This window comes from Hansschlegelia plantiphila (assembly GCF_027922265.1).
Lineage (GTDB): Bacteria > Pseudomonadota > Alphaproteobacteria > Rhizobiales > Methylopilaceae > Methylopila > Methylopila plantiphila.
Genome location: NZ_BSFI01000001.1, coordinates 168832 through 194078 on the forward strand (window position 1 = coordinate 168832; position 25247 = coordinate 194078).

The 25247-nt window shown below is 69.0% G+C and carries 22 protein-coding genes; 10 read left to right on the forward strand and 12 right to left on the reverse strand.

Features of this window, described 5'->3' with window-relative positions:
* Positions 1-165 precede the first annotated feature (165 nt).
* Positions 166-1029, reverse strand: coding sequence for a DMT family transporter (locus tag PKE75_RS00790; protein WP_271166782.1), 864 nt, complete (start codon positions 1027-1029; stop codon positions 166-168).
* Positions 1030-1135: 106 nt separating this feature from the next.
* On the opposite strand from PKE75_RS00790, the gene PKE75_RS00795 reads away from it, so the two are divergent.
* Positions 1136-2530 carry an aminotransferase-like domain-containing protein gene (locus PKE75_RS00795; protein WP_271166783.1) on the forward strand — a complete coding sequence of 465 codons (1395 nt, stop codon included), beginning with the start codon at positions 1136-1138 and terminating at the stop codon, positions 2528-2530.
* Between the two features lie 18 nt (positions 2531-2548).
* Here PKE75_RS00795 and PKE75_RS00800 read toward each other — a convergent pair whose 3' ends face one another.
* Entirely contained in the window at positions 2549-2848 is a 300-nt protein-coding gene (locus PKE75_RS00800) for a hypothetical protein (protein WP_271166784.1), read from the reverse strand.
* 72 nt (positions 2849-2920) lie between these two features.
* On the reverse strand, positions 2921-3622 hold the full coding sequence (locus PKE75_RS00805; RefSeq protein ID WP_271166785.1) for a DUF2161 domain-containing phosphodiesterase: 702 nt from the start codon (positions 3620-3622) through the stop codon (positions 2921-2923).
* A 149-nt stretch (positions 3623-3771) separates the two neighbouring features.
* On the opposite strand from PKE75_RS00805, the gene PKE75_RS00810 reads away from it, so the two are divergent.
* From PKE75_RS00810 to PKE75_RS00835, 6 genes are all read left to right on the forward strand, one after another.
* A complete protein-coding gene (locus PKE75_RS00810) occupies positions 3772-4698 on the forward strand; it encodes a LysR family transcriptional regulator (protein ID WP_271166786.1) in 927 nt (308 codons plus the stop codon).
* Between the two features lie 103 nt (positions 4699-4801).
* Positions 4802-5956, forward strand: a complete 1155-nt coding sequence (locus tag PKE75_RS00815; RefSeq protein ID WP_271166787.1) for an ABC transporter substrate-binding protein — start codon at positions 4802-4804, stop codon at positions 5954-5956.
* A 182-nt stretch (positions 5957-6138) separates the two neighbouring features.
* On the forward strand, positions 6139-7146 hold the full coding sequence (locus tag PKE75_RS00820; RefSeq protein WP_271166788.1) for an ABC transporter ATP-binding protein: 1008 nt from the start codon (positions 6139-6141) through the stop codon (positions 7144-7146).
* Complete coding sequence (locus PKE75_RS00825) at positions 7143-8090, forward strand: ABC transporter permease (RefSeq protein WP_271166789.1); 948 nt, start codon at positions 7143-7145, stop codon at positions 8088-8090. Before PKE75_RS00820 ends, PKE75_RS00825 begins: the two co-directional genes overlap by 4 nt.
* A gap of 137 nt (positions 8091-8227) precedes the next feature.
* Positions 8228-9031 carry an ABC transporter permease gene (locus PKE75_RS00830; protein ID WP_271166790.1) on the forward strand — a complete coding sequence of 268 codons (804 nt, stop codon included), beginning with the start codon at positions 8228-8230 and terminating at the stop codon, positions 9029-9031.
* A 24-nt stretch (positions 9032-9055) separates the two neighbouring features.
* On the forward strand, positions 9056-10483 hold the full coding sequence (locus PKE75_RS00835) for a gamma-aminobutyraldehyde dehydrogenase (RefSeq protein ID WP_271166791.1): 1428 nt from the start codon (positions 9056-9058) through the stop codon (positions 10481-10483).
* 438 nt (positions 10484-10921) lie between these two features.
* Here the strand turns inward: PKE75_RS00835 and pnp are convergent, their stop codons facing one another.
* The 3 genes from pnp to truB all read right to left on the reverse strand — a co-directional run bounded on the left by pnp (position 10922) and on the right by truB (position 14748).
* Positions 10922-13171 carry a polyribonucleotide nucleotidyltransferase gene (gene pnp / locus PKE75_RS00840; RefSeq protein WP_271166792.1) on the reverse strand — a complete coding sequence of 750 codons (2250 nt, stop codon included), beginning with the start codon at positions 13169-13171 and terminating at the stop codon, positions 10922-10924.
* Positions 13172-13503: 332 nt separating this feature from the next.
* Positions 13504-13773 carry a 30S ribosomal protein S15 gene (rpsO, locus tag PKE75_RS00845; protein ID WP_271166793.1) on the reverse strand — a complete coding sequence of 90 codons (270 nt, stop codon included), beginning with the start codon at positions 13771-13773 and terminating at the stop codon, positions 13504-13506.
* A 45-nt stretch (positions 13774-13818) separates the two neighbouring features.
* Positions 13819-14748 carry a tRNA pseudouridine(55) synthase TruB gene (truB, locus tag PKE75_RS00850; RefSeq protein ID WP_271166794.1) on the reverse strand — a complete coding sequence of 310 codons (930 nt, stop codon included), beginning with the start codon at positions 14746-14748 and terminating at the stop codon, positions 13819-13821.
* A gap of 133 nt (positions 14749-14881) precedes the next feature.
* Here truB and PKE75_RS00855 point away from each other — a divergent pair, with 133 nt between their 5' ends.
* The gene (locus PKE75_RS00855) at positions 14882-15226 is read left to right on the forward strand and encodes an endonuclease domain-containing protein (RefSeq protein WP_271166795.1); all 345 of its coding nucleotides are present in this window, start codon (positions 14882-14884) and stop codon (positions 15224-15226) included.
* 89 nt (positions 15227-15315) lie between these two features.
* On the opposite strand, the gene rbfA is transcribed toward PKE75_RS00855, so the two are convergent.
* The 5 genes from rbfA to rimP all read right to left on the reverse strand — a co-directional run bounded on the left by rbfA (position 15316) and on the right by rimP (position 21681).
* Entirely contained in the window at positions 15316-15729 is a 414-nt protein-coding gene (rbfA, locus tag PKE75_RS00860) for a 30S ribosome-binding factor RbfA (protein ID WP_271166796.1), read from the reverse strand.
* A 231-nt stretch (positions 15730-15960) separates the two neighbouring features.
* Entirely contained in the window at positions 15961-18705 is a 2745-nt protein-coding gene (gene infB, locus PKE75_RS00865; protein ID WP_271166797.1) for a translation initiation factor IF-2, read from the reverse strand.
* Positions 18702-19385: an RNA-binding protein gene (locus tag PKE75_RS00870; RefSeq protein ID WP_271166798.1), complete on the reverse strand. Its 684-nt coding sequence runs from the start codon at positions 19383-19385 to the stop codon at positions 18702-18704. The genes infB and PKE75_RS00870 overlap by 4 nt, the downstream gene beginning before the upstream one ends.
* A 16-nt stretch (positions 19386-19401) precedes the next feature.
* Entirely contained in the window at positions 19402-21009 is a 1608-nt protein-coding gene (gene nusA / locus PKE75_RS00875; RefSeq protein ID WP_271166799.1) for a transcription termination factor NusA, read from the reverse strand.
* A 6-nt stretch (positions 21010-21015) separates the two neighbouring features.
* Positions 21016-21681: a ribosome maturation factor RimP gene (gene rimP, locus PKE75_RS00880; protein WP_271166800.1), complete on the reverse strand. Its 666-nt coding sequence runs from the start codon at positions 21679-21681 to the stop codon at positions 21016-21018.
* Between the two features lie 208 nt (positions 21682-21889).
* On the opposite strand from rimP, the gene PKE75_RS00885 reads away from it, so the two are divergent.
* Positions 21890-23491, forward strand: coding sequence for a putative bifunctional diguanylate cyclase/phosphodiesterase (locus PKE75_RS00885; protein WP_271166801.1), 1602 nt, complete (start codon positions 21890-21892; stop codon positions 23489-23491).
* An 80-nt stretch (positions 23492-23571) separates the two neighbouring features.
* Positions 23572-23982: a diacylglycerol kinase gene (locus PKE75_RS00890; RefSeq protein WP_271166802.1), complete on the forward strand. Its 411-nt coding sequence runs from the start codon at positions 23572-23574 to the stop codon at positions 23980-23982.
* An 83-nt stretch (positions 23983-24065) separates the two neighbouring features.
* Here the strand turns inward: PKE75_RS00890 and PKE75_RS00895 are convergent, their stop codons facing one another.
* Positions 24066-25127: an FUSC family protein gene (locus PKE75_RS00895; RefSeq protein WP_271166803.1), complete on the reverse strand. Its 1062-nt coding sequence runs from the start codon at positions 25125-25127 to the stop codon at positions 24066-24068.
* Positions 25128-25247: the final 120 nt, after the last annotated feature.

Sequence of the window (25247 nt, forward strand, 5' to 3'; positions counted from 1 at the left end):
CGGCGCGTGAGAGCGCTCGGGGCATGCCGAACCGCTTTCGGAACGATGTCGCGAAATGCTCCGACGTGCGGCCGACGAGACCCCAGCGCGGCCTGGGTCTCAGCGACGTCGATCCTTGAAGAGCGTCCGGACGTGACACGGGTCGCCTCGAACGAGACGGTCCGTTCAACGTGCGAATTTCTTCGCCCCGGCGACGCAGGCGACGACCGCCAGAGTCACGAAGATCATCGCCGGGCTGACGGATTCATGCAGCAGCGCAGCGGCGATCAGCAGGCCGAAGAACGGTTGGAGCAATTGCAGCTGGCCGACTGCGGCGATGCCCCCAAGCGCAAGGCCTCTGTACCAGAACACGAAGCCTATCAGCATGCTGAACAGCGAGACGTAGGCGAGCCCGCCCCAGGCCGCGCCGCCAACGGACGCGAAGGACGCAGGCGAGGTCGCGAATGTCAGGGCGAGCATGATCGGCAGCGACAGCACCAGCGCCCACGAGATCACCTGCCAGCCGCCGAGCCGACGCGAGAGGGTCGCGCCTTCCGCATAGCCGAGGCCGCAAACGACGATCGCGGTCAGCATCAGCAGGTCGCCGGTGAGCGAGGCCGAAACGCCCTGACAGATCGCGAAGCCCGCGACCAACGCGCTGCCGAGGCAGGAGAACAGCCAGAAGATCGGCCGCGGGCGCTCCCCGCCGCGCAGCACCCCGAACATCGCGGTCGCGAGCGGCAGCAGGCCGAGGAAGACGATCGAGTGCGCCGAGGTCACGTGACGGAGCGCAAGCGCCGTCAGCAGCGGGAAGCCGACCACGACCCCGAGCGATACGACGGCCAATGAGGCGAGGTCGCCGCGGGCCGGCCGCTTCTCCCTGAACAGGAGAAGAAGGACGAGCCCCAGAATCCCCGCAATGGATGCGCGCGCCACGGTCAGGAAGACGGGGTCGAAATCCATCACGGCGATGCGCGTGGCCGGCAGCGATCCGCTGAAGATCAGAACTCCGACGAACCCGCTCGCCCAACCGTTCATCGGCCTGTCCATCGCACTCTCCATCCGTCGGCGCACGTCATCGTCGATCCCGGCTGGAGCGGCCAGCGACGGTCGTGTACGATTTCACGAAACTGTAATGGCGTGACAGGCAGTACAGATGGACCAGCGCGAAGGCGTCGACCGCGGCGGCACGCTCATCGAGGGCGTCGCCGCGACGATCCGCCAGCGCATCGCGGCGCGGACGCTGACCGCCGGCGCGAAGCTCCCCTCCGTCCGCGCCTTCGCCAGGTCCGCGGGCGTCTCGACCTCGACCGTCGTCGAGGCCTACGAACGTCTCGCCGCGGAAGGCGCGATCCGCTCCCGCCCGGGGTCGGGCTTCTATGTGGAGAGCGCGCTCGCCCCGCTGTCGCTCGCCGACATGGGACCGAAGCTCGACCACGAGGTCGACCCGTTGTGGATCTCGCGCCAGTCGCTCAACGCGGGCGCCGACCTCCTGAAGCCCGGCTGCGGCTGGTTGCCCGCCTCCTGGATGCCGGAAGCCGGGCTGAGGCGCGCCCTCCGAATGATGGCGCGTGCGGACGACGACGCTCTGACCGACTACGGGACGCCGCTCGGGCTCGCCCCGCTGCGCCAGTTGCTGTCGAGGCGCATGGCTGAGCATGGCGTCGCAGCGCCGCCCGACCAGATCATGCTGACCGAGTCCGGAACGCAGGCGATCGACCTGCTGTGCCGCTTCCTGATCGAACCGGGCGACACGGTGCTGGTCGACGATCCCTGCTACTTCAACTTCCACGCTCTGCTGCGCGCCCACCGCGCGAAGGTGGTCAGCGCGCCCTATACGCCATCAGGGCCGGACATCGAGGCCTTCGGGCAGGCGTTGGCGGAGCATCGGCCGCGCCTCTACATCACGAACTCGGCGATCCACAACCCGACGGGAGCGACCCTGTCGCCGGTCGCGGCGCATCGCGTCCTGAAGCTCGCGGATCAGTTCGAGCTCACCATCGTCGAGGACGACATCTTCGCCGACTTCGGGGATCCCGCCACGTCGCGGCTCTCAGCCTTCGACGGGCTGAACCGCGTCGTGCAGATCGGCAGCTTCTCGAAGACGCTGTCGGCCTCGGTGCGGTGCGGCTACATCGCGGCGCCCGCGGCTTGGATCGACGCCCTCACCGACCTCAAGATCGCGACCTCTTTCGGGAGCGGCCGCCTTGCGAGCGAGCTGCTGCTCGCCGTGTTGAAGGACGGCGGCTACCGCAGGCACATGGAGACGCTGCGGGCGCGTCTGTCAAAGGCGATGGCCGAGACCTCGAAGCGGCTGAACGCGCTTGGCGTCACGCCGTGGATCGAGCCCCAGGCGGGCATGTTCCTCTGGTGCCGCCTGCCCCATGGGATCGACGCGGCCGAGGTCGCGCGGCGAGCGCTCTCGCATGACGTCGTGCTTGCGCCCGGGAACGCGTTCAGCCTGTCGGGCGCGGCCAGCAACTTCATGCGGTTCAACGTGGCGCAGTGCGAGAATCCAAAGGTGTTCGAGGCGCTCAGCCGCTCGATGTGAGCGCGACCGCGGCCCGCGTCAGCGTTCGTCGCGCTGATGCTCCCGGCATGTGTAGCCGACGAAACATCGCGGCTCGTCCGCCGCGGGAATCCATGCGGCTTCGGTCTCCTGCGTCCGCTCGCAATAGCGGCTGCCCGAGACGAAGCGGTCGTAGGTCGAAGGGCCGGTGCTGATCACCACCGCGCCCTCCGACTGGACGGCGGCGGCGAGCGAACGGCAGGACATCTCCGGCGCGTAAGGACGCGCCTCGGCGGCGGCGGCCATGCCGATGAGACAGGCGATGGCGGCCGACGTCCGCCGCATCGAAAATCCGGTCATCGCGTCATCCTGAAGGGCAGATGAGATCCCGCCGTCGGAACATCCGGGCGGGCGGCTTCGTTCCGGCCTCCGCTACGCCGGCAGGGACTCCGCGCCAGCGGCGTCGGCTACCCCGGCGGTCGGGGTCGTGTGCTGCGGCCAGCGCGCCAGAGCCTTGCGACCGACATCCGTCAGCCCGTAGACGCCGCGGCTTTCCCGGACGAACCAGCCATAGACGTTGCGGGCGAGGATCTTGAGCGCGTCCGGCGCGGCCGGCCTGAGGTCGCGCGGCCGGAGCGGCCCATCCTGAAGCGCGGCGCAGCAGGAGAGCGCCTGCTGGCGATAGGCGGTCATGACCGGCGCGCGGTTTCCGCCGCCCACCGTCGGGTCGCCCTTGCGGCGGCGATGCTCGTCGATCAGGCGCGAGCGACGGCGCGGGTCGCGGCGGGGCGCGAGCGCGACCGGGCTCAGGATGATCTCGACCGCGCCCGCGGCGGACACGCCGAGCATGCCGAAGCCGAGCCGCCGGCAGAGATCGCGGAAGCGCCGGTCGTGGCCGTTGCCGCGCTTCGCGGTCATGGCGGCCGCGAGCCAGACCTCGTCGCAGGCCCTGGCGCGGTCGACCCCCTGCAGCACGAGCTCGAGGTTGAAGCTGCGCTTCAGTTCGCAGATCACGACGACGGGCGGCTCCTCGCCCTTGAGCGCGAGCAGATCGCAGCCGCCGACCTCGCCCTTGACCGTGAAGCCGAGCGTTTCGAGGAAGGCCTTTACGGGCAGATAGAGCGTGGTTTCCATGGGCCGCCGGGCGCCCGCGAACAGCGCCGGCGCGTCCAAGGCTTAACCCGATTCGAGGCCGCTTCTCTTAATCGACGTCTTCGCGGGCGTGCGAATCCGTGGGAGCATCGCCCGCCAGGGCCGCCGCCCGCGGCTGTCCACGGGCGCGCATGAGCTTCACCCTTCGCCAGCTTCGCTATTTCATCGCGGTCGCCGAGGGCGGCACGGTCTCCGGGGCCGCGCAGGAACTCGCGGTGTCTCAGTCGGCCGTCACGGAATCGATCAAGGCGCTGGAGCTCGACCTCGGCGTTCTGCTGTTCGAGCGGCGCCGGCGCGGCTTGAGCGTGACCTATGAGGGCCAGCAGTTCCACCGCCACGCCCGGCGCATCCTGAGCGCGGTGTCGGACGCAAGGCAGAGTCTCGGAAGCGACGCCGCCGAGCAGACCGGCTCGCTCAATTTCGGCGTGACGACGCTGGTGGCGGGCTACGTGCTTTCCGACCTGCTGGAGCGCTACCGCCGGGCGCATCCCGAGATCGCGCTGCGCGCCATCGAGGATGGCGGCGAATATCTCGAGCACCTGCTGATCGGCGGCGAGCTCGACGTCGCGATCATGGACATCTCCAACCGGCGCGACCACGGCGCGCTGCAGGTCGAGGTGATCGAAAGCTCGTCCTACAAGCTGTGGCTGCCGATCGGGCACCGGCTGGCGGAATCCGAGATCGTCGCCGCGGCCGAGCTCGACGGCGAGAAACTGATCGCGCTCAGCGTGGACGAGATCGCCGACGGGCCGGAGCGTCTGCTGGCGGCGCTGGGCGCGCGGCCCGAGATCGCGTTCCGCACCCGTTCGGTCGAGGCGGTCAGAAGCCTGGTGGCGACCGGCGCGGGCGTCGCCCTGCTGCCGGACCTGTTCTACCGGCCATGGTCGCTGGAGGGCGACCGGATCGAAAGCCGCCGTCTCGCGGAGACGTTACCGGTGATCCAGGTCGGCGTGGCGTGGCGGCGGGGGTCGGCGCTGCCGCAGGCCGCGCAGGATTTCGTGGCGATGGCGCGCTTCACGCGGCCCCAGCGTTCACGTGCGCCGGGTGATATCGGATAAAGCGATATTAAAATTCGGGCGAATGAATTTGTCGATGCCGCTTTCGTGGATACGATGTCTTTTTAGGCATGTCTGAAGCCAAGCCCGCACGGGAGGAGAGGTCATGAAGACGTCAGCAGCATTCAGGACTGTCGCCGCAGGAGCCGCCGCCGCGCTGATCTTCAGCCAGACTGCGGCCATCGCTCTCGACAAGGTCGGCGATGGCGAAGGCGAGGTCTCCATCGTCGCATGGCCCGGCTACATCGAGCGCGGCGAGACCGACAAGGCCTACGACTGGGTGACCGGCTTCGAGAAGGACACGGGCTGCAAGGTCAATGTGAAGACCGCCGCGACGTCCGACGAGATGGTCACGCTGATGAACGCCGGCGGCTTCGACCTCGTCACGGCCTCCGGCGACGCGTCGCTGCGCCTCGTCGCGGGCAAGAAGGTGCAGCCGATCGACACCGCGCTGATCCCGAGCTGGTCCTCGGTCGACGACCGCCTGAAGGACGCGCCGTGGCACACCGTCGACGGCAAGCATTACGGCGTGCCGTTCCAGTGGGGTCCGAACGTGCTGATGTACAACACCGACGTCTTCAAGGAGGCCCCGAAGAGCTGGTCGGTCGTGTTCGAGCCGCAGGACCTTCCCGACGGCAAGCCGAACAAGGGCCGCGTGCAGGCCTATGACGGCCCGATCTACATCGCCGACGCCGCGCTCTACCTCGCTTCGAAGAAGCCGGACCTCGGCATCAAGGACCCCTACGCGCTGAACGAGACGCAGTACGCCGCCGTGCTCGATCTGCTGAAGGGCCAGCGCGCGCTGGTCTCGAAGTACTGGCACGACGCCGCGGTCCAGGTCGACGACTTCAAGACCGAGGGCGTCGTGGCCTCCAGCTCATGGCCGTTCCAGGTCAACACGCTGGTCGCCGACAAGCGCAAGATCGCCTCGACCATCCCCGACGAAGGCGCGACCGGCTGGGCCGACACCACCATGCTCGCGACCGACGCCAAGCACCCGAACTGCGCCTACAAGTGGCTCGAGCATTCGATCTCGCCGAAGGTGCAGGGCGATCTCGCGGCCTGGTTCGGCTCGGTGCCGTCGGCGCCCGCCGCCTGCAAGGGCAACGAGCTGCTCGGCGCCGAGGGCTGCGCCACCAACGGCTTCGACAACTTCGACAAGATCAAGTTCTGGCGCACCCCGACCGCGAAATGCGCGGACGGGACCTGCGTGCCGTACTCGAAGTGGGTGTCTGACTACATCGCGGTGATGGGGAAGTAGGCTCAGCCCGACTTCTTCTCGCGAGTAGCCTCAACGCCGTCATCCCGGGCCTGTCCCGGGATCCAGACGCGCTGCAGGAGCCGAACCTGGCTTAGGTCGCGCGTCTGGATTCCGGCGCTTCGGCCGGAATGACGAAGGGGGCGTCACGTCGCCCGCCACCCCTCTGAATCCGAAAGAACGTCATGAGCGAACGGCCAGCAGTCTCGCTCAGCCGCGTCTCCCGGCATTTCGGGCTGACGCGCGCGATGGACGAGGTCGATCTCGAGATCGCCGAAGGCGAGTTCTTCGCGATGCTCGGGCCATCCGGCTCGGGCAAGACGACGTGCCTTCGCGTGATCGCCGGCTTCGAGCAGCCGACCAGCGGCGAGGTCCGCATCTTCGGCGAAAACGCGACCGGCGTGCCCCCCTACCGGCGCAACGTCAACACGGTGTTCCAGGACTACGCGCTGTTCCCGCACATGAACGTCGCGGACAACGTCGCCTATTCGCTGATGCTGCGGAAGGTCCCGAAGGCCGAGCGCGCCAGGCAGGCTGAAGAGGCGCTGGAGATGGTGCGGCTGCCGGGCTACGGCGCCCGCAGGCCCGCGGAGCTGTCGGGCGGCCAGCGGCAGCGCGTCGCGCTCGCCCGCGCCATCATCAACCGGCCAAAGGTGCTGCTGCTGGACGAGCCGCTCGGCGCGCTCGACCTCAAGCTGCGCGAGAACATGCAGGAGGAGCTGAAGAGCCTTCAGCGCCGGCTCGGGATCACCTTCGTGTTCGTGACCCATGACCAGAGCGAAGCGCTGTCGATGGCCGACCGGATCGCCGTGTTCAACGCCGGCAAGGTCATCCAGGTCGGCGCGCCGGAGGAGGTCTACCGCCGCCCGGCGAGCCCGTTCGTCGCCGACTTCGTCGGCTCGTCGAACATCCTGCCGCCGGACTTCGTCGAGGCGGTCGCAGGCGAGAAGCGCTGGGCGAGCCTTCGCCCCGAGCAGGTGCGCGTGACCGAGCCCGGCGACGCGAACCCAAGACTCGTCGGCCGCGTGACCGCGCAGAGCTATCTCGGCGCGACCACCCGCTTCGCGGTCGCCCTCGACGGGATCGCGCTGCACGCGATCGTTCCGGCCGGCTCGTTCCAGCCGGCCGACGACGGCAGGGTCGCGATCGCGTTCGACCGGAGCGCGCTGCACTTCATGGACGGGCCGGCGTGAGCGTCGCGACCGAGATCATCGCGCCGCCGCCCCAGTCCGCGGCCGCGCGGCTCGCCGACGGCCTTTGGCGCCGCCCGGGCCTCGTCGTCGCGCTGCTGCTCGCGCCCGCGCTGCTGTGGCTTGCGGTCGTCTATCTCGGCTCGCTCGCGACGCTGCTCCGCCAGAGCTTCTTCTCGCTCGAGGAGTTTTCGGGCCTCGTCGTCGAGGACTACACGCTCTCGACCTACGCCGAGCTGCTGCAGCCCTCGAACTTCGAGATCATCAAGCGCACCGTGCTGATGGCGGCGGCGGTGAGCGTCGCCAGCGCGATCGTCGGCTTTCCGATCGCCTACGTCGCCGCCCGTTACGCGCGCGGAGCGTGGAAAGCCGCGTTCTACATCGCCGTCATGCTGCCGCTGTGGTCGAGCTATCTCGTCAAGGTCTACGCCTGGAAGCTGATCCTCGCCCGCGAGGGCATCCTCACCTGGACCTTCGGCAAGCTCGGCCTCGGCTTCGTGCTCGACGGCCTGCTCGCGCTCCCCGGGGTCGGCGGGGGCTCGCTGTCGACGAGCTACATCGGGACCTTCCTCGTCTTCCTCTACATCTGGCTGCCCTACATGATCCTGCCGACGCAGGCGGCGCTCGAGCGCGTGCCCGGCAGTCTGATCAACGCCTCCTCCGATCTCGGGGCGACGCCCTGGGCGACCTTCCGCCACGTCATCCTGCCGCTCGCGGCGCCGGGGATCGTCGCGGGCTCGATCTTCACCTTCTCGCTGACGCTCGGCGACTACATCATCCCGCAGGTGATCGGATCGGGCCGCTACTTCATCGGGCAGGCGGTCTACGTGCAGCAGGGGACGGCCGGAAACATCCCGCTCGCCGCCGCCTTCACCGTCGTGCCGATCGTCATCATGGGCGTTTACCTCGCCGTCGCCCGCAAGCTCGGAGCCTTCGATGCGCTCTGAGAATCCAGCCGTCCGGCTTCCACTGCGTCATGCCCGGCGAAGCCGGGCATCTACGACTTGGACGTCGAGCCCTACGCTTAAGTCGTGGATACCCGGCCAAAGGGCCGGGCATGACGGCGTTTTCGGGGAAACGCTTCATGCGCTCTGAGGGCTCGCTCGCCGTCAAGATCGCCGCCGCCGCGGGGCTGGCGTTCCTGCTGGCGCCGCTCGCGATCATCTTCGTCTACGCCTTCACGACCGAGGAGCGCAGCTTCGTCTGGCCGCCGCCGGGGCTGACGCTGAAATGGTTCGGCGTGACATGGGACCGGCCGGACGTCTGGGCCGCGCTCATGCTCTCCGTCCGGGTCGCAGCCGTCGCCACCATCCTCGCGCTCGTCCTCGGCACGCTGACGGCGATGGCGGTCTCCCGCAGCCGGTTCTTCGGGCGCGACGCGGTCTCGCTGCTGGTCATCCTGCCGATCGCGCTGCCCGGCATCATCACCGGCATCGCGCTGCGCTCGGCGTTCGCGACCTTCGACATCCCGTTCTCGTTCTGGACGATCGTGGTGGGTCACGCGACCTTCTGCATCGTCGTGGTCTACAACAACGCGGTCGCGAGGCTCAGGCGGCTGTCCGGCTCGCTGGTCGAGGCCTCCATGGATCTCGGCGCCGACAGCTTCCAGACCTTCCGCCACGTCGTGCTGCCGAACGTCGGCACCGCGCTGCTCGCCGGCGGCATGCTCGCCTTCGCGCTGTCGTTCGACGAGGTGATCGTCACGACCTTCACCGCCGGCCAGCAGCAGACCCTGCCGCTCTGGATGCTGGAGGAGCTGATCCGGCCCCGCCAGCGCCCGGTCACAAACGTCGTCGCCATGGCGGTGGTGGCGGTGACCTTCGTTCCGATCCTGCTGGCATTCCTTCTCACCGGCGCCGACGAACAGACCGCGGCGACGACCAAGTAATCTGAACGCTCAAGGAGACGTGTCATGGACACTGCGATGCTGATCGGCGCCGCCTTCGAGGCGGGGACCGAGACCGAGGAGAAGGTCCTGAACCCGAAGACGGGCGCGGAGATCCTCGCGCTTCCGGAGGCCTCGCCCGCGCAGGTCGAGGCCGCGATTCAGGCCGCCTCGACCGCTTTCACGAGTTGGGCGCGCACGACGCCGGGCGAGCGCTCGGCCTATCTGCTGAAGATCGCCGACGCGATCGAGAAGGACGCCGAGGGCTTCGCGGCGCTCGAGTCGCTCAACTGCGGCAAGCCGATCAACGCCGTGCTGAACGACGAGATGCCGGCGATCGTCGATTGCTGGCGGTTCTTCGCGGGCGCTGTCCGCAACATGCACTCGGCCGTCGCCGGCGAATACATGGCCGGGCACACCTCGATGATCCGCCGCGACCCGATCGGCGTGGTGGCCTCGATCGCGCCGTGGAACTACCCCCTGATGATGATGGCCTGGAAGCTCGCTCCGGCGATCGCGGGCGGCAACACGGTGGTGTTCAAGCCCTCCGAGCAGACCCCGCTGACCGCGCTGAAGATGGCCAAGCTGCTCGCCGACATCCTCCCCGAGGGCGTCGTCAACGTCATCCTCGGCCGCGGCGAGAGCGTCGGCAACGCGCTGATCAACCACCCGCGGATCGACATGATCTCGATCACGGGCGACGTCGCGACGGGCAAGAAGGTTCTGCAGGCGGCGTCCAGGACCGTGAAGCGAACCCATCTCGAGCTCGGCGGCAAGGCGCCCGTCATCGTGTTCGACGACGCCGACCTCGACGAGGTGGTGAACGGCCTGCGCGCCTTCAGCTTCTACAACGCGGGCCAGGACTGCACCGCAGCCTGCCGCGTCTACGCCAACGACAGGATCTACGACAGACTGGTCGCCGACCTCTCGTCGGCGGCGTCGAGCCTCGTGTTCAACGACCCGGACGACACCAAGAACGAGATCGGGCCGCTGATCTCCGGGCGCCAGCGCGACCGAGTCGCGAGCTTCGTGCAGCGGGCGTCCGAGGTCGACCACATCGAGATCACCACGGGCGGCAAGGCTTCCGGCGCCGGCGGCTTCTTCTACGAGCCGACGGTGGTCGCAGGCGCCCGCCAGGACGACGAGATCGTCCGCCGCGAGGTGTTCGGCCCGGTGGTGTCGGTGACGCGCTTCTCCGACACGGAGGACGCGATCGCCTGGGCCAACGACAGCGACTATGGCCTCGCGAGCTCGGTCTGGACCAAGGACGTCGGCAAGGCGATGACCGTCGCCTCGCGGCTCCAATACGGCTGCACCTGGGTCAACACGCACTTCATGCTGGTCAGCGAGATGCCGCATGGCGGCCTCAAGCACTCCGGCTACGGCAAGGACCTCTCGGCCTACGCGCTGGAGGACTACACCGCGGTGCGCCACGTGATGATCAAGCACGGGTGATCGGCTGGAGCGAGAACGGTTCAAGTCGGCCCACAGCGCCATGACCGGAGAAAGCCGGGTATCCACGACTCGGATCGTCAAGCGATGCGGCCTGAAGGCAAGTCGTGGATGCCCGCGAAGGCGGGCATGACGGCGTGATCCGTGTGAAACGGTCATGGCTTAGCTTGCAGCGCGGCGCTCCAGGCCCGGCATGGGTCCTCCGGGCAAGCCGGAGGACGACGGCGGTGGGCGGCCAGACGTTTGCCGAATAAAGCTCGTCGTGGTCGGGCTTGACCGGACCACCCATCTCGGACGTCGAGCGCTACGCGCCGCGACCCCGCATCCGTCTGGCGCCTGCGTTCGGCGGTGAGTCGACCGAAACGGTCACGCTGTTGACCGCAAAGAAAAAGCGCCCCGGAGGGCGCTTGATCAGTGCTTGTGAGGCTGAGGATCAGGAGATCACTCGGCCGCCTCTTCGCGGCGCGGGCCGCGGCGGCGGCGGCCGCCTGCGGGACGCTCTTCGCCCGCGGCTTCCGCCTCGGGAGCGGCCGCGGCCGGAGCCGCCTCGCCGCCGGCCGGAGCGGCGGTCGAGCCGCCCTTGTTCTCGAGGTCCTCGCCGGTGGTCTGGTCGACGACCTTCATCGACAGCCGCGTCTTGCCGCGATCGTCGAAGCCCATGAGCTTCACCTTGACCTTGTCGCCCTCCTTGAGGACGTCCGAGACCTTGGCGACCCGCTCGGAGCTGATCTGGCTGACGTGGACGAGGCCGTCCTTGGCGCCGAAGAAGTTCACGAAGGCGCCGAACTCGACGACCTTCACGACGGTGCCGTCATAGACCGTGCCGACTTCGGGGTCGGATGCGATCGAGCGGATCCAGTTGAGCGCGGCCTTGATGGCCTTGCCGTCGCTGGAGGCCACCTTCACGGTGCCGTCGTCCTCGATGTTCACCTTGGCGCCGGTCTTCTCCACGATCTCGCGGATGACCTTGCCGCCGGTGCCGATCACTTCCCGGATCTTGTCGGTCGGGATCTTGATCACCTCGATGCGCGGCGCGTATTCGCCGAGCTCCGAGCGGCCCTTGGTGATGGCGGTCGCCATCTCGCCGAGGATGTGGATGCGGCCTTCCTTCGCCTGTGCGAGGGCGACCTTCATGATCTCCTCGGTGATGCCGGCGATCTTGATGTCCATCTGAAGGGCGGTGATCCCCTCGTCGGTGCCGGCCACCTTGAAGTCCATGTCGCCGAGGTGATCCTCGTCGCCGAGGATGTCGGACAGCACGGCGAACTTCTCACCCTCGAGGATGAGGCCCATGGCGATGCCCGCCACCGGGCGCTTCAGCGGAACGCCCGCGTCCATCGCCGAGAGGGAGGCGCCGCAGACCGACGCCATCGAGGAGGAGCCGTTCGACTCCGTGATCTCGGACACGATGCGGAGCGTGTAGGGGAACTCGCTCGGCTCCGGCAGCATCGGATGGATCGCGCGCCAGGCGAGCTTGCCGTGGCCGATCTCGCGACGGCCGGGCGCGCCCATGCGGCCGGTCTCGCCCACCGAGTAAGGCGGGAAGTTGTAGTGGAGCAGGAAGCGCTCCTTGTACGTCCCCGCGAGCGCGTCGATGAACTGCTCGTCCTCGCCGGTGCCGAGGGTCGCGACCACCAGGGCCTGCGTCTCGCCGCGGGTGAAGATCGCCGAGCCGTGGGCGCGGGGAAGCACGCCGACTTCCGGCAGGATCGGACGGACCGTCGTCAGGTCGCGGCCGTCGATGCGGATCTTGTCGTCGAGGATGCCCCAGCGGACGATCTTGGCCTCGAGCTCCTTGAACACGCCGCCGAGCTTCTGCGGGTCGACGGCGTCCTCGACGCCCTCGCCGCAAAGCGCCGCGATCGCCTTCTTCTTGGCGACCGAGACGGCGTCCTGGCGCTCGGCCTTCGCCTTGATCTTGTAAGCGTCGCGCAGGTCGGCCTCGACCAGCGCGCGGAGCTTCTCCTCGAGCGCCGAGGTGTCGTCGACGACGTGCTCGCGCGGCTCCTTGGCGGCCTTCTCGGCGAGCCGGATGATCGCGTCGATCACCGGCTGGAAGCCCTTGTGGCCGAACATGACGGCGCCGAGCATGACGTCCTCGGAGAGCTCCTTGGCCTCCGACTCCACCATCAGCACGGCGTCCTGGGTGCCGGCGACGACGAGGTCGAGAGCGGAGCCCGCCATGCGGTCGAGCACCGGGTTCAGCACGTATTCGCCGTCGATGTAGCCGACGCGGGCGCCGCCGATCGGGCCCATGAAGGGCGCGCCGGAGAGCGTCAGGGCGGCGGAGGCCGCGACCATGCCGAGGATGTCGGGATCGTTCTCGAGGTCATAGGAGAGAACGGTGATGACGACCTGTGTCTCGTTCTTGTAGCCGTCGGCGAACAGCGGACGGATCGGCCGGTCGATCAGGCGCGAGGTCAGCGTGTCCTTCTCGGTCGGGCCGCGCTCGCGCTTGAAGTAGCCGCCCGGGATGCGGCCCGCGGCGTAGTACTTCTCGGTGTAGTTGACGGTGAGCGGGAAGAAGTCGATGCCGGGCTTCGCCGACTTCGCCGAGACGGCGGTCGCGAGCACGGTGGTGTCGCCATAGGTGGCGAGCACGGCGCCGTCGGCCTGGCGGGCGACGTGGCCGGTCTCGAGCGTCAGCGTGCGGCCGGCCCACTCGATCTTTTCGCGGTGTATTTCAAACATGCGTCTTATGTCCTTGCGGTCTGGGACCGAAGGAGGCCGTCGGGCTTCTCACGTGAATGCCACGGGCAAGACGGCGCGGCGCTTTTTTTCGCCCGCTCGATCCGACTTCGGATGAGCCTGCGGAAGCGCCCTGCGATCCTGCCCCATGACGTTCGGGCCCGATGGCTTCCGGGTCCCTTTGTTTTGTCGTGCGGCGGCGGCGCCCCATTGCGCCGACGTCGTTTCATGTGTTCGACGCACGCCCGGCATGTCCGGGCGTCGACGTCTTGGTTTCTTGCCTCAAGACGAAATCGCGCAGGCCCGGCGTCGCCGGGCCCAACCACGTCGAAGCGTCAGCGGCGGATGCCGAGACGCTCGATCAGGGTCTGATAACGCGCGGGATCCTGGCTCTTGACGTAATCCAGCAGGCTGCGGCGCTGGCTGACCATCTTCAGGAGGCCGCGGCGCGAATGGTTGTCCTTCGCGTGCGTCTTGAAGTGCTCCGTCAGGTTGACGATGCGTTCGGTCAGCACGGCGACCTGCACTTCCGGCGAGCCGGTGTCGCCCTCTTTCGTCGCGTATTGCGCGACGACTTCCTTCTTGCGTTCTGCAGTGATCGACATCGGTGTCTCTCTAATCGATCGGTTCGTCGGACCCGATCGGCCTTATCAGGGCCGGTCGAGGTGAAAGATGCGCCTGGGATGAAGTTCGCCGCGTTCGATCTCGGCGAGCGCGATCAACGCGCCGTCGGTCGTCACGGAGACCGTACCTTGGAAGGTCGGGGCATCCCGTCCGCGCAGCAGCACCGGTTGCCCATTGAGCAGCCGGGCCGCCTCCGCCCTGTTGACGGCGAGCGCCGGGATGTCGTCCAGCGCCGTCTCAACCGGAAGGAGAGCGTCAGCGAGACCTTGCTCGCCGCGCGCACCCTGTCGCAATTGCTCCAGTTCGTCCAGCGAAATCGCGTCTTCCTCGCGGAAGCCGCCGACCGCGGTGCGCCGAAGCGCAGAGACGTGGGCCCGCGTCTGGAGCGCGCGGCCGAGGTCGCGGGCGATCGCGCGGACATAGGTGCCCTTGCCGCATTCGGCCTCGAAAACCGCGCGGTCCGGCGCCGGCATGTCGACGAGGTCGAGGCGGTGGACCGAGATGACGCGCTCCGCGAGCTCGAACTCCTCGCCGTCGCGCGCGAGATCGTAGGCGCGCGCGCCGTCGACCTTGAGCGCCGAGAACTTCGGCGGGGCCTGGGAGATGTCGCCGAGGAAAGCCGGCAGCGCGGCGAGGATCTCCTCGCGCGCCGGACGGCGCTCGGAGGTCGCGACCGCCTCGCCCTCGGCGTCGTCGGTCGTGGTCTCGACGCCCCACAGCACCTCGAAGCGGTAGGTCTTCCGGCCGTCCATCACGAAGGGCACGGTCTTGGTCGCCTCGCCGAACGCGATCGGCAGCACGCCCGAGGCCAGCGGATCGAGCGTGCCGGCGTGGCCCGCCTTCTTCGCCTGATACATCCACCGCGCCTTGGAGACGGCATGGGTCGAGGTCACGCCGACCGGCTTGTCGAGAACGAGCCAGCCCGAGATGTCGAGCCCCTTCTTACGCCGCGACATGCTTCGGTTCCGTCGATTTGTGGTGACCCTCGACCCCGTCGCCGGGCACAATTCCACGCGAAACGAACGAAGAGCAGGCCTTCACCTCTCCCCGGCGGGGAGAGGTCGCGAGCGCAGCGAGCGGGTGAGGGGGATGGACCGCTTCAGAGTGCGCGCGCGGGCGCTGAGAGCGCGGCGGACCAGCGCGGAGGACCGGCTCTGGCAGGCGTTGCGCGACCGCCGTCTTGCGTCGTGGAAGTTCCGCCGCCAGCACCCGATCAACGGCTATGTGGTCGACTTTGTCACGATCGCAGGGAAACTTGTCGTCGAAGTCGACGGAGCGACCCACGGAACGGACGCCGAAATCGTGCGGGACGCTCTTCGAACGGGCCGGATCGAAAGCTTGGGCTTCTTCGTGATGCGGATCACGAACACCGATGTCTACGACAACCTCGAAGGCGTGCTCGAGGCGATCGACGCCCAATTGGCGGGCTCGTAGGACCCCCTCACCCGCCGCTGCGCGGCGACCTCTCCCCACCGGGGAGAGGTGAAGGCCAGCGCCCAATTGCGGAACATAGGTAAAGTCGCTCACGAGGGCTCGCCCTCTTCGTCTTCGCCGGCGAGATCCTGGGCGACCTGGGGCGAGCGGAGGATGGCGTCGATCGTCGAGCCGCGGTCGAAGCTGTCGTCGACCAGGAAGCGCAGGTCCGGCGCGGAGCGCAGCTCGACGCGCTTGGCGACGAGCATGCGGAGCGGCTTGCGGTTGCGGTCGAGCGCCGCCAGCACCGGCTTCACGTCCTTGCCGCCGAGCGGCATGACGAAGGCGGTCGCGAGCTTGAGGTCGGGCGTCATCCGCACTTCGGGCACGGTGATGACGTGCGTCTCCAGCACGGGGTCCATCACCTCGCCGCGGGCGAGAATGTCGGCGAGCGCATGGCGCACGAGTTCGCCGACGCGAAGCTGGCGCTGGGATGGGCCTTTCGGCCCGGCAGGGCGGGACATGATTTTTTTATCCTTTGCGCCGAGCGGCGGCCGCGTGGGCGGCTGCGCCGTCAGGGCCGGGATCGGACCGGCCGTGAGCGGATGAGCGAAAGCCACGACGCTGGGTCCCGGCCCTGGGCCGGGACCCAGACGCGTCGGGTCATCAAACGAACGCTCTGCGGCGCCGATCCATTCGGCGGCCGCAGCGGTTCTGGCGTCCCGGCTCAAGGCCGGGACGCCACCGTATCGCGGTTACAGCGAGCGCTTCACTTCCGTGACGCGGTAGCACTCGATGACGTCGCCTGCGCGCATGTCCTGGTAGTTCTCGAACGACATGCCGCACTCGGTGCCGGCGCGGACTTCCTGGACGTCGTCCTTGAAGCGCTTCAGCGTCGCGAGCTTGCCCTCGTGGATCACCACGTTCTCGCGGATCAGGCGGACGCTCGCGCCCTTCTGAACCACGCCCTCGGTGACGAGGCAGCCGGCGATCTTGCCGACCTTGGAGACCGCGAAGATCTCCCGGATTTCCGCGTTGCCGAGGAAGTCCTCGCGCCGCTCCGGCGACAGCATCCCCGACATCGCGGACTTAATGTCGTCCACCAGGTCGTAGATGATGTTGTAGTAGCGGATCTCGGTGCCGGTGCGGTCGGCGGCGTCGCGGGCGTCCTTCAGGGCGCGCACGTTGAAGCCGAGCACCACGGCGTTGGAGGCCGCGGCGAGGATGACGTCGCTCTCGGTGACGCCGCCGGCGCCGGAGAGCAGGACGCGGACGCCCACCTCGTCGTTGCCGACCTTCTCAAGCGCCTGGACGATCGCCTCGACCGAGCCCTGCACGTCGCCCTTGATGACGAGCGGGAACTCCTTCTTCCCGGCCGTCTTGATCTGCGACATCATCTCCTCGAGCCCGCTGACGCGGACCGTGGCGCGGGCCGCCGCCTGCTCGCGCTTCTGGCGCTGGCGATATTCGGCGACCTCGCGGGCGCGGGCCTCGTTCTCGACCACCGCGAGACGGTCGCCCGCCTCCGGCGCGCCGTTGAAGCCGAGGATCTCGACCGGCATCGAAGGCGGCGCCTCCGAGACCGCCTTGCCCTTGTCGTCGACCAGCGCGCGCACCCGGCCCCATTCCGCACCGGCGACGATGACGTCGCCCTGGCGAAGGGTGCCGCGCTGCACGAGCACGGTCGCGACCGGACCGCGGCCGCGGTCGAGCTTGGCCTCGATGACGACGCCTTCCGCCGGACGATCCGGGTTCGCCTTCAGGTCGAGCAGTTCGGCCTGCAGCTGGATCAGCTCGAGCAGCTTGTCGAGGTTGAGGCGCTCCTTGGCGGAAACCTCGACCTCGAGCGTCTCGCCGCCCAGCGACTCGACCTGGATCTCGTACTGGAGCAGTTCCGAGCGGACCCGCTCGGGCTTGGCGTCCGGCTTGTCGATCTTGTTGATCGCCACGATGATCGGCACGCCGGCCGCACGGGCGTGATTGATGGCTTCCGCCGTCTGCGGCATGACGCCGTCGTCGGCTGCGACCACCAGCACCACGATGTCCGTCGACCGAGCGCCGCGCTGGCGCATCGCCGTGAAGGCGGCGTGGCCGGGCGTGTCGATGAAGGTCACCTTGCCGCCGAGCGGCGTGGTCACCTGATAGGCGCCGATGTGCTGGGTGATGCCGCCGGCCTCGCCCTTCACCACGGTGGTGTGGCGGATGGCGTCGAGCAGCGACGTCTTGCCGTGGTCGACGTGGCCCATGATGGTCACGACCGGCGGACGGGTGGTCAGCACCTCCGAAGCGTCGGGGGCGTCGAACAGACCTTCCTCGACGTCGGATTCCGCCACGCGACGGACGGTGTGGCCGAGCTCCTCGGCGACCAGCTGCGCCGTGTCGGCGTCGATCAGCTCGTTGATCTTCTTCATGACGCCCTGCTTCATCAGCAGGCGCACGACGTCGACCGCGCGCTCCGACATGCGGTTCGCGAGCTCCTGCACGGTGATCGTCTCGGGGACGACCACTTCGCGGGCCAGCTTCTCCTTGGGCTCCTGACTGCCCTTGCCGGACATGCGCTGCACGCGGCGGCGGTAGGACGCGACGGAGCGCGAGCGCTCGTCGCCGCCCGCGCCGGTCGCGGTGGTGATGGTGAGGCGCGAACGCTCCTTCGTCGGGACGACGCGGGCGCGCTCGGGCTTTGCGGGCGTCACGGGACGGATCGGACCGCCGCCGCCCGGACGGCGCACGGGGGCGCGGGCCGGCTCTTCGGTCTCCGGACCTGACGGACGGCGGCTCGGCGCGCCGAGCGACGGCGGCGGGCTGCTGCGGCGCGGCGGCGGGGCCGACGAAGACGGAGAGGGCGCGGACCGCTCGGCCGGCGCTTCCTCGCCGAGCCGCTTGGCGGCTTCGGCCTCGGCGCGGCGACGGGTCTCGTCCTCGTGGGCGCGACGGGCGTCCTCCTCGCGCTTGCGGGCCTCGGCGGCCAGCCGCTCGCGCTCCTCATTCGCCTCACGGATGATGCGGGCGCGAGCCTCGATCTCGGCGCGCTTGCGGTCCTCGGCCTCGCGCACCCGGGCGCCGGCGAGAGCCTGGGCGCGGGCGCCCATCTCGTCATTGGTGAGCGTGCGCAGCACCATGCCTGGGCTCGACGGCCGCGGCGATCCGGAAGCGGGACGCGATGGCGCAGCGGCAGGCGCGGAAGCGCTCGGCCGCGGGGCGGCCTGCGGCGCGGCGGCGGCGGCGGCTGCGGCTGCGGGCGCGGCCTCCTGGCGAGGCGGGGCGGCCGGCGGAGTTGGCGCGACCGGACGCGGCGCGGCGGCCACCGGCGGCGGCGCCGCGGCGGCCTTGACCTCTGCCGGCGTGAGGATGCGGCGCTTCACCTTCTCGACCACGACGGCGTTGGTGCGCCCGTGGCTGAAGCTCTGCCGCACCACTCCGGGCTCCGAGGGACGCTTCAGCGTGAGCGTCTTCGGGGAGGCCGTCAGGGTCTTGTCGCCGGTATTCTTCGTATCCGTCATGCCTTGTCCGTTTCTGCGGGCTCTTCGCCCGATGCCGCATTCGACCCGGCGGCCTCCGCCTGGTCGAGCCCGTCGCTCACGCCCCTATACCGCGCGAGCGCATTGCATCGCGCGAGGAAGGCTGCGCTGACCGGGCCTGCGAGCAGCGCTGCATGTACCACATTCGACCGCCCCAACGCCAAGTCCAATTGGGACGTGCGGAACAGCCTTAACACGCGGGCCGGAGCGCTCTTTCCGGTCCGCGTCCAAGCCTGCGCCAATTTCCGGACGCCATCGGCGCCCGCGTCCTGAGCTTCGATCAAGGCGATGACGGGCTCCTTGAGGAGCGCCGCCTCGACCTTGGCGAAACCGCAGATCACCCGGCCCGCCTTGTTGGCGAAGCCGAGCATCGCGAGCGCATGGCGCTCGATCAGTTCGTCGACCGCGACGTCGATCCCGGGATCGACCGTCGCGGACTCCTTGAGCCCGCGCGCGAACGCCTTGCGCTTGACGGCGATGCGGACGGCGTCCGCCGTCGCCGTCACCCAGACGCCCCGGCCGGGAAGCTCGCGCTTCAGGTCCGGGACGACGCTGCCGTCCGGGGCGCGGACGAAGCGGATCAGCTCCTCCGCGGGGCGGACCGTCCGCGTGGCGACGCAGGTGCGCTCGGGCGCCTTGCGATCGTCCTCGCGCTCGGCCATCACGACGAAAGCTCCCTTACACAGCCGCCGGTTCGGCCTCGTCCTCGCTCGGCTCCTCGGCCGGCGGGGCGAGGTCGGCCTCGGTGATCCAGCCGGCCCTGACGCGAGCCTGCATGATGATCGCCTCGGCCTCGTCGCGGCTGATCTCGAAGCCGTCGAGCGCGCCGGCCTCGCGGCGCGGCTCCGGGCCCGAGCGGTCGATCCAGCCGACGAGATCGTCGGTGGCGCAGCCCGCGAGATCCTCGACGGACTTGATGTCGTTCTCGCCGAACGCGACCATCATCGCGGTCGTCACGCCCGGCACTTCCCGAAGCTCGTCCTCGACGCCGAGCTCGACGCGTTTCGCGTCGTGCTCAGCCTCGATGCGGGCGAGGTTGTCCTGCGCGCGGCGCTGGATTTCGCCGGCCATCTCCTCGTCGAAGCCCTCGATCGAGGCGAGCTCGCCGAGATCGACGTAAGCCACCTCCTCGACCGAGCTGAAGCCTTCGGCAGCGAGCAGCTGGCCCAGCGTCTCGTCGACGTCGAGCGCCTCCATGAAGGTCTGCGTGCGCGCCAGGAACTCCTTCTGGCGGCGCTCGCTCTCCTCGGCTTCGGTCAGGATGTCGATGTCCCAGCCGGTGAGCTGGGAGGCGAGCCGCACATTCTGGCCGCGGCGGCCGATCGCGAGCGACAGCTGGTCGTCGGGAACGACGACCTCGATCTTCTCACTGTCCTCGTCGAGCACGACCTTCACGACCTGGGCCGGCTGCAGCGCGTTGACGATGAAGGTGGCCGCGTCCGGCGACCACGGGATGATGTCGATCTTCTCGCCCTGGAGCTCCTGCACCACCGCCTGCACGCGCGAACCGCGCATGCCGACGCAGGCGCCGACCGGATCGATCGACGAATCCCGCGAGATCACCGCGATCTTGGCGCGCGAGCCCGGGTCGCGGGCGACCGCCTTGACCTCGATGACGCCGTCATAGATCTCCGGCACTTCCTGAGCGAACAGCTTCGCCATGAACTGCGGATGCGTGCGCGACAGGAAGATCTGCGGTCCGCGCGGCTCGCGGCGGACGTCGTAGACATAGGCGCGGACGCGGTCGCCGACGCGGAACAGCTCGCGCGGCAGCAGCTCGTCGCGGCGCACGATCGCCTCGCCGCGGCCGAGGTCCACGACCACGTTGCCGTATTCGACGCGCTTCACGAGGCCGTTGACGATGTCGCCGATGCGGTCCTTGTATTCCTGGTACTGACGGTCGCGCTCGGCGTCGCGGACCTTCTGCACGATGACCTGCTTGGCCGACTGGGCGGCGATGCGGCCGAAATCGAAGGGCGGCAGCGTCTCGGCGATGTAGTCGCCGGCCTGCGCCGCGGGGTTCTTCTTCCGGGCGGCCTCGACCCCGATCTCGATGTTGTCGTTCTCGACGAGGTCGACGACCAGCATCAGGCGCGACAGGCGGATGTCCCCCGACTTCGGGTTGATCTCGGCCTTGATCTCGGTCTCCTGGCCGTAGCGGGATTTCGCCGCCTTCTGGATCGCGTCCTCCATCGCCTCGAGGACGATGGATTTGTCGATGACCTTCTCGCGGGCGACGGCTTCCGCAATCTGCAGTAGCTCGAGCCTGTTGGCGCTGACCGCCATGAGCGTTTACCTCCGTCCTTTCGGCGCGACCTTCTGATCGCTCCCGTCGTCATGTCCGTCGTCGGCGACCGGGACTTCCGGCGCGTCGTCCGGCGCGCGACCCGCAGCCTTGGCGCGGCGCAGCGCCTCACGGACGAGGTCGTCCGTCAGGATCAGCCTCGCCTCGCCGATATCGGCGATCGGCAGCACCGAACGGGACGTCTCGCCCTTGGCGGCGTCGTCGCGGCGCATGATGGCGTTCGTTCCCTCGACGCCCTCGAACACGCCCTTGAAGCGCTTCCGTCCCTCGACCGGGACCTCCATCTCGACCTTGGCGAGATGGCCGGCCCAGCGCACGAAGTCCGAGACCCGCACCAGCGGCCTGTCGATGCCGGGCGACGACATCTCGAGATTATAGGCGCGGTCGATCGGGTCCTCGACGTCGAGCACCGGCGCGATCGCCTTCGAGGCCGCCTCGCAGTCGCCGACAGTGAAGGTGCCGTCCGGCCGCTCGGCCATGATCTGCAACGTGTAGCCGTTGCGGCCCGAACTCTTCACCCGCACCAGCCGGAAGCCGAGGTCGAGCAGCGTCGGCGCGACGATCGCCGCCACCCGCGCGTCGACTCCGGCCTCGGTCACGAGGCGCGGTTCGTCCAGCGGGCTGTCGATGTCGAGCGCGATGCCGTCTGCCATGAAGGGTCTTGAAGCCTAAACAGTTTTGGAGCGGGCCCCGGAGGACCCACCCTCGATAAGGCCCTGAGAGCCAATCGACGATGTCATTGAGAAGGTCGGATATACGCCCGTCGGCCGGATATCGCAAGGGTTGGGGGGTCGGCGCCGGGCGGCAACGGAGCGTTAAGGCTGCGCGTTCAGGCTGAAGCCCCTTTTCCGGATCACACCCTTGCAAATCGCCCTCGCAGGCTACGACTCCCTGAAGGCTCGCGTATTGAGAAACCGGGTCAAGATCTTCGACGCCGGCCTCGTCCTGATCTTCCTCGGGGTCGCGGCGCTGTTCGCCTTTGAAGTCGACGTCTTCGAAAACGAGGCGGGCCTCCCGCCGCGCCAGCAGACCATCGAACTCGACGAGCTGCTCGTGCTGACGACGCTGACGATGTGCTGCGTCCTGTTCTACACGTGGCGTCGGGCGCGCGATCACAAGAGAGAGAACGCGCAGCGCCTCGCGGCCGAGCAGGAGGTGCTCACTCTCGCGCTTCAGGATCCGCTCACTGGGCTGCCGAACAGGCGCCAGTTCGACGAGGCCCTGACGGCCGCTCTCAAGGTCGTGCCGTCCGCTCCCGAAGCGCATGCGATCTTCATGGTCGACCTCAACGGCTTCAAGAAAATCAACGACGTCCACGGCCACCCCGTCGGCGACGAGGTGCTGATCCACGTCGGAGCGCGGCTGTTGCGGGCGGTCCGGGAGAACGATCTGGTGGCGCGCCTCGGCGGCGACGAATTCGCCGTCATCGCGCGCAATGTCGTCGGAGCGGAAGGCGCCTCCACCATCGCGCGCCGGATCGTCGAAAACCTCGGGCCGCCGGTCGCGATCAATGGCGTCGGCCACCCCGTCGGCGCCGGCGTCGGCATAGCGCTTTCTCCGCATGACGGGCTGACCGCCATCGAGCTGCTGCGCAAGGCGGACGTCGCGCTCTACCGCGCCAAGGCCGAGCGCAGCACCGGAATCCGGTTCTTCGAGCCCGAGATGGACGCCCGCCTTCACGAACGCGACGCTCTCGAGCGCGCCCTGAGAGACGCCGTGGAGAGCGACAGTTTCGTTATCCGCTTTCAGCCGACGTCGCTCATCGGGGGAGACGGGATCGCCGGCTTCGAGGCCTCCCCTCGCCTGACGCATCCCGTCCTCGGCGAGATCGAGCCGGAACGCTTTCTGCCGATCGCCGAGGAGACCGGGCTGCTCGGCGCGCTGACCGAGCAGTCGCTTCGGAAGGCCTGTGCGGCCGCCGCCTCCTGGCCGCCGACCGTCCGGCTCTCGTTCAACCTGCCGGGCCCCTTGCTGCTCGACGCCGGCTTCGGGCCGCGCATCCTTGCGGTCGCGGCGGAGACCGGGCTCGCTCCGGCGCGGCTGGACGTCGAGATCGACGAAGGCGCGCTGATGCGTGAGGCCGAGGCGGCCTCCAAACTCCTGACGCCGTTGCGGAGCGCCGGCGTCTCGATCGTCGCGGATCATTTCGGCACCGGCTATTCGGACCTGAAGAACCTCCACCGCCTGAAGCTCGATCGGGTCAAGATCGACGGCAGCTTCATCAGCGCGATGGGCCACGACCGGCAGGCGGCCGTGATGGTGCGGGCGCTCATCGGCATCGGCCAGGGCCTCGATCTCGAAGTGATCGCCGACGGCGTCGTCACCGAAGAGCAGAGAACCACGCTTTCGCTGCAGGGCTGCGGGCAGGGCCAGGGCGCGCTCTATGGCGGCCAGGTCAGCGCGGAGGAAGCGGCGGCGCTGGTGCGGCCCGACGCGGGCGGCGCCATCGTCACGGCGGGCTGAAAGCTCCGACCTCCGGAAAGAAAAACATGGATGCGGGGGATGCGCCGGGGCATGAGAGGCGCTCGAAGGAGGCTTCCGACATGCCCGACGTCCGCTCGATCTGCGCCATCGGCCTTCGCGGCCAGATGGGTCTCAACGGGGTCCTGCCGTGGGAGGGCGACCAGCGGCCGGAATTCACCGCCGACGTCGCCCGTTTCTTCGACATCACCCGCGGCCACGTGCTGATCGCGGGCGCCAAGACGATCGGCGCCATCCCGGATTTCGCTCGCGGCGACCGCACGCTGTTCGTCATCCGCTCGCACATGGACCCGCGCGAGGTGCTGGCGCAGTTTCCCGACCGCATCGTCTATGTCGGCGGCGGTCCGGTCGCCTGGGGCGTCTATGCGCCCTTCATCCGCCACTGGGACATCAACCGCCTGCCATACGACGGCGAGGCCGACCGCTGGTTCGACCCGCAATGGCTGGTCGCGGGCGGCGCGAGCGTCGATTAATCTATTCGCCTCAGACGGAAACACGCCGTCATGCCCGCATTTGCGGGCATGACGGCGGCGGGTCAGTCTGAATCGGCGACGCTTCAGGCCTCCGCCGCGATCTCCCTGGCCTCGCCGAGGCGATCGGCGAGGTCGCCGAGATTGCCTGCGAGGTTCCGCAGCGCGAAGACGAGGCCCATCGTCGGGACCGCAGCCGCAACGTCGATCAGCCGGACCGTCTCGCCGTCCCTGAGATGAGCGACGGCGTCGTCGAGCGCCGCGAGCCGGCGTTCGGCTTCGGCGCGCGCGGCGGCTGAATCGCGACCGGCGGAGATATCCTCCAGCATGTCGGCTGCGGCGAGTATCGTCTCGTCGGCGAGCGGGCCGACCATCCGCCGCGTCGCGTCCGGGGCCGCCGCGAGCGCCCGCTCGACGCTCACCGCATCGTTGCGGACGCGCCAGAGCGCGCGGGCGAGCGAGGCCCTCGCCTCCGCCCTCGCGCGGCCGCCCGGAGCGCGGCGGGCGTCCGCCACCGTCTTCTCCAGGGCCGCCAGCTTGCGGCGGATCGAGTCCTGCACGCCGAGCAGGATGTGGGCGGTGTCCGGGCCGCGCCGCCGGCCGGGAGCGCCGTGAAGGAGAGCCGCGAGATCGCCGGCGATCGCGCGCGCCTCGCGCGCCACGTCGTGGTCGGCGCGCGCGGGGAACACGACAAGCGTCGCGACGACGCCGATCGCGCAGCCGATCAGAACCTCAAGCACGCGCTCGGCCGCTATCTCGAGCGTGTTGGTCTGGTTCGCGGTCGCGACCAGCAGGATCGCCGCCGTGATCGGGGCGAGCCGCAGCATCGGCCGCCCCGCCGCTGCGAAGCTGAGCGCGGCCACGACGACGGTCAGCGTCACCGAGGTCGCGATCAGCGAATGCGGGTGCAGGAACGCCGCGGCGCCCCCGACCAGCGCCCCGGCGAGCGTGCCCACCGCGCGCTCCTGGGCGGCCGCGACCGTACCCCCGACGCTCGCCTGCACCACGATCAGCGCGGAGATCACGCTCCAGTAGCCCTGGGGCAGCTGGAGCAGCGTGGCGAGCACGAAGGCCGAGACCGCGGCCGCCGCAACTTTGGCTGCGAGGCGAAGATCGGCGGCGTGCCTGTCTGGAAGGCGGAGTTGCATCGCGGGCGGTTTCCAAGCGTGTCGGCCAGCACATGCAAGGCGGGACCGGACCCGCGCAAGGGTCTTGGGGCCGACGGCCCTCCGCGCGGCGCCTTTCAATGATGCGGCGGCCGCTATTCT

Excerpts from the sequence above, each read along its gene's own strand:
- PKE75_RS00790 (WP_271166782.1), bottom strand. The coding sequence starts at position 1,029 with ATGGACAGGCCGATGAACGGTTGGGCGAGCGGGTTCGTCGGAGTTCTG.
- PKE75_RS00795 (WP_271166783.1), top strand. The coding sequence starts at position 1,136 with ATGGACCAGCGCGAAGGCGTCGACCGCGGCGGCACGCTCATCGAGGGC.
- PKE75_RS00800 (WP_271166784.1), bottom strand. The coding sequence starts at position 2,848 with ATGACCGGATTTTCGATGCGGCGGACGTCGGCCGCCATCGCCTGTCTC.
- PKE75_RS00805 (WP_271166785.1), bottom strand. The coding sequence starts at position 3,622 with ATGGAAACCACGCTCTATCTGCCCGTAAAGGCCTTCCTCGAAACGCTC.
- PKE75_RS00810 (WP_271166786.1), top strand. The coding sequence starts at position 3,772 with ATGAGCTTCACCCTTCGCCAGCTTCGCTATTTCATCGCGGTCGCCGAG.
- PKE75_RS00815 (WP_271166787.1), top strand. The coding sequence starts at position 4,802 with ATGAAGACGTCAGCAGCATTCAGGACTGTCGCCGCAGGAGCCGCCGCC.
- PKE75_RS00820 (WP_271166788.1), top strand. The coding sequence starts at position 6,139 with ATGAGCGAACGGCCAGCAGTCTCGCTCAGCCGCGTCTCCCGGCATTTC.
- PKE75_RS00830 (WP_271166790.1), top strand. The coding sequence starts at position 8,228 with ATGCGCTCTGAGGGCTCGCTCGCCGTCAAGATCGCCGCCGCCGCGGGG.
- PKE75_RS00835 (WP_271166791.1), top strand. The coding sequence starts at position 9,056 with ATGGACACTGCGATGCTGATCGGCGCCGCCTTCGAGGCGGGGACCGAG.
- pnp (WP_271166792.1), bottom strand. The coding sequence starts at position 13,171 with ATGTTTGAAATACACCGCGAAAAGATCGAGTGGGCCGGCCGCACGCTG.
- rpsO (WP_271166793.1), bottom strand. The coding sequence starts at position 13,773 with ATGTCGATCACTGCAGAACGCAAGAAGGAAGTCGTCGCGCAATACGCG.
- truB (WP_271166794.1), bottom strand. The coding sequence starts at position 14,748 with ATGTCGCGGCGTAAGAAGGGGCTCGACATCTCGGGCTGGCTCGTTCTC.
- PKE75_RS00855 (WP_271166795.1), top strand. The coding sequence starts at position 14,882 with ATGGACCGCTTCAGAGTGCGCGCGCGGGCGCTGAGAGCGCGGCGGACC.
- rbfA (WP_271166796.1), bottom strand. The coding sequence starts at position 15,729 with ATGTCCCGCCCTGCCGGGCCGAAAGGCCCATCCCAGCGCCAGCTTCGC.
- infB (WP_271166797.1), bottom strand. The coding sequence starts at position 18,705 with ATGACGGATACGAAGAATACCGGCGACAAGACCCTGACGGCCTCCCCG.
- PKE75_RS00870 (WP_271166798.1), bottom strand. The coding sequence starts at position 19,385 with ATGGCCGAGCGCGAGGACGATCGCAAGGCGCCCGAGCGCACCTGCGTC.
- nusA (WP_271166799.1), bottom strand. The coding sequence starts at position 21,009 with ATGGCGGTCAGCGCCAACAGGCTCGAGCTACTGCAGATTGCGGAAGCC.
- rimP (WP_271166800.1), bottom strand. The coding sequence starts at position 21,681 with ATGGCAGACGGCATCGCGCTCGACATCGACAGCCCGCTGGACGAACCG.
- PKE75_RS00890 (WP_271166802.1), top strand. The coding sequence starts at position 23,572 with ATGCCCGACGTCCGCTCGATCTGCGCCATCGGCCTTCGCGGCCAGATG.
- PKE75_RS00895 (WP_271166803.1), bottom strand. The coding sequence starts at position 25,127 with ATGCAACTCCGCCTTCCAGACAGGCACGCCGCCGATCTTCGCCTCGCA.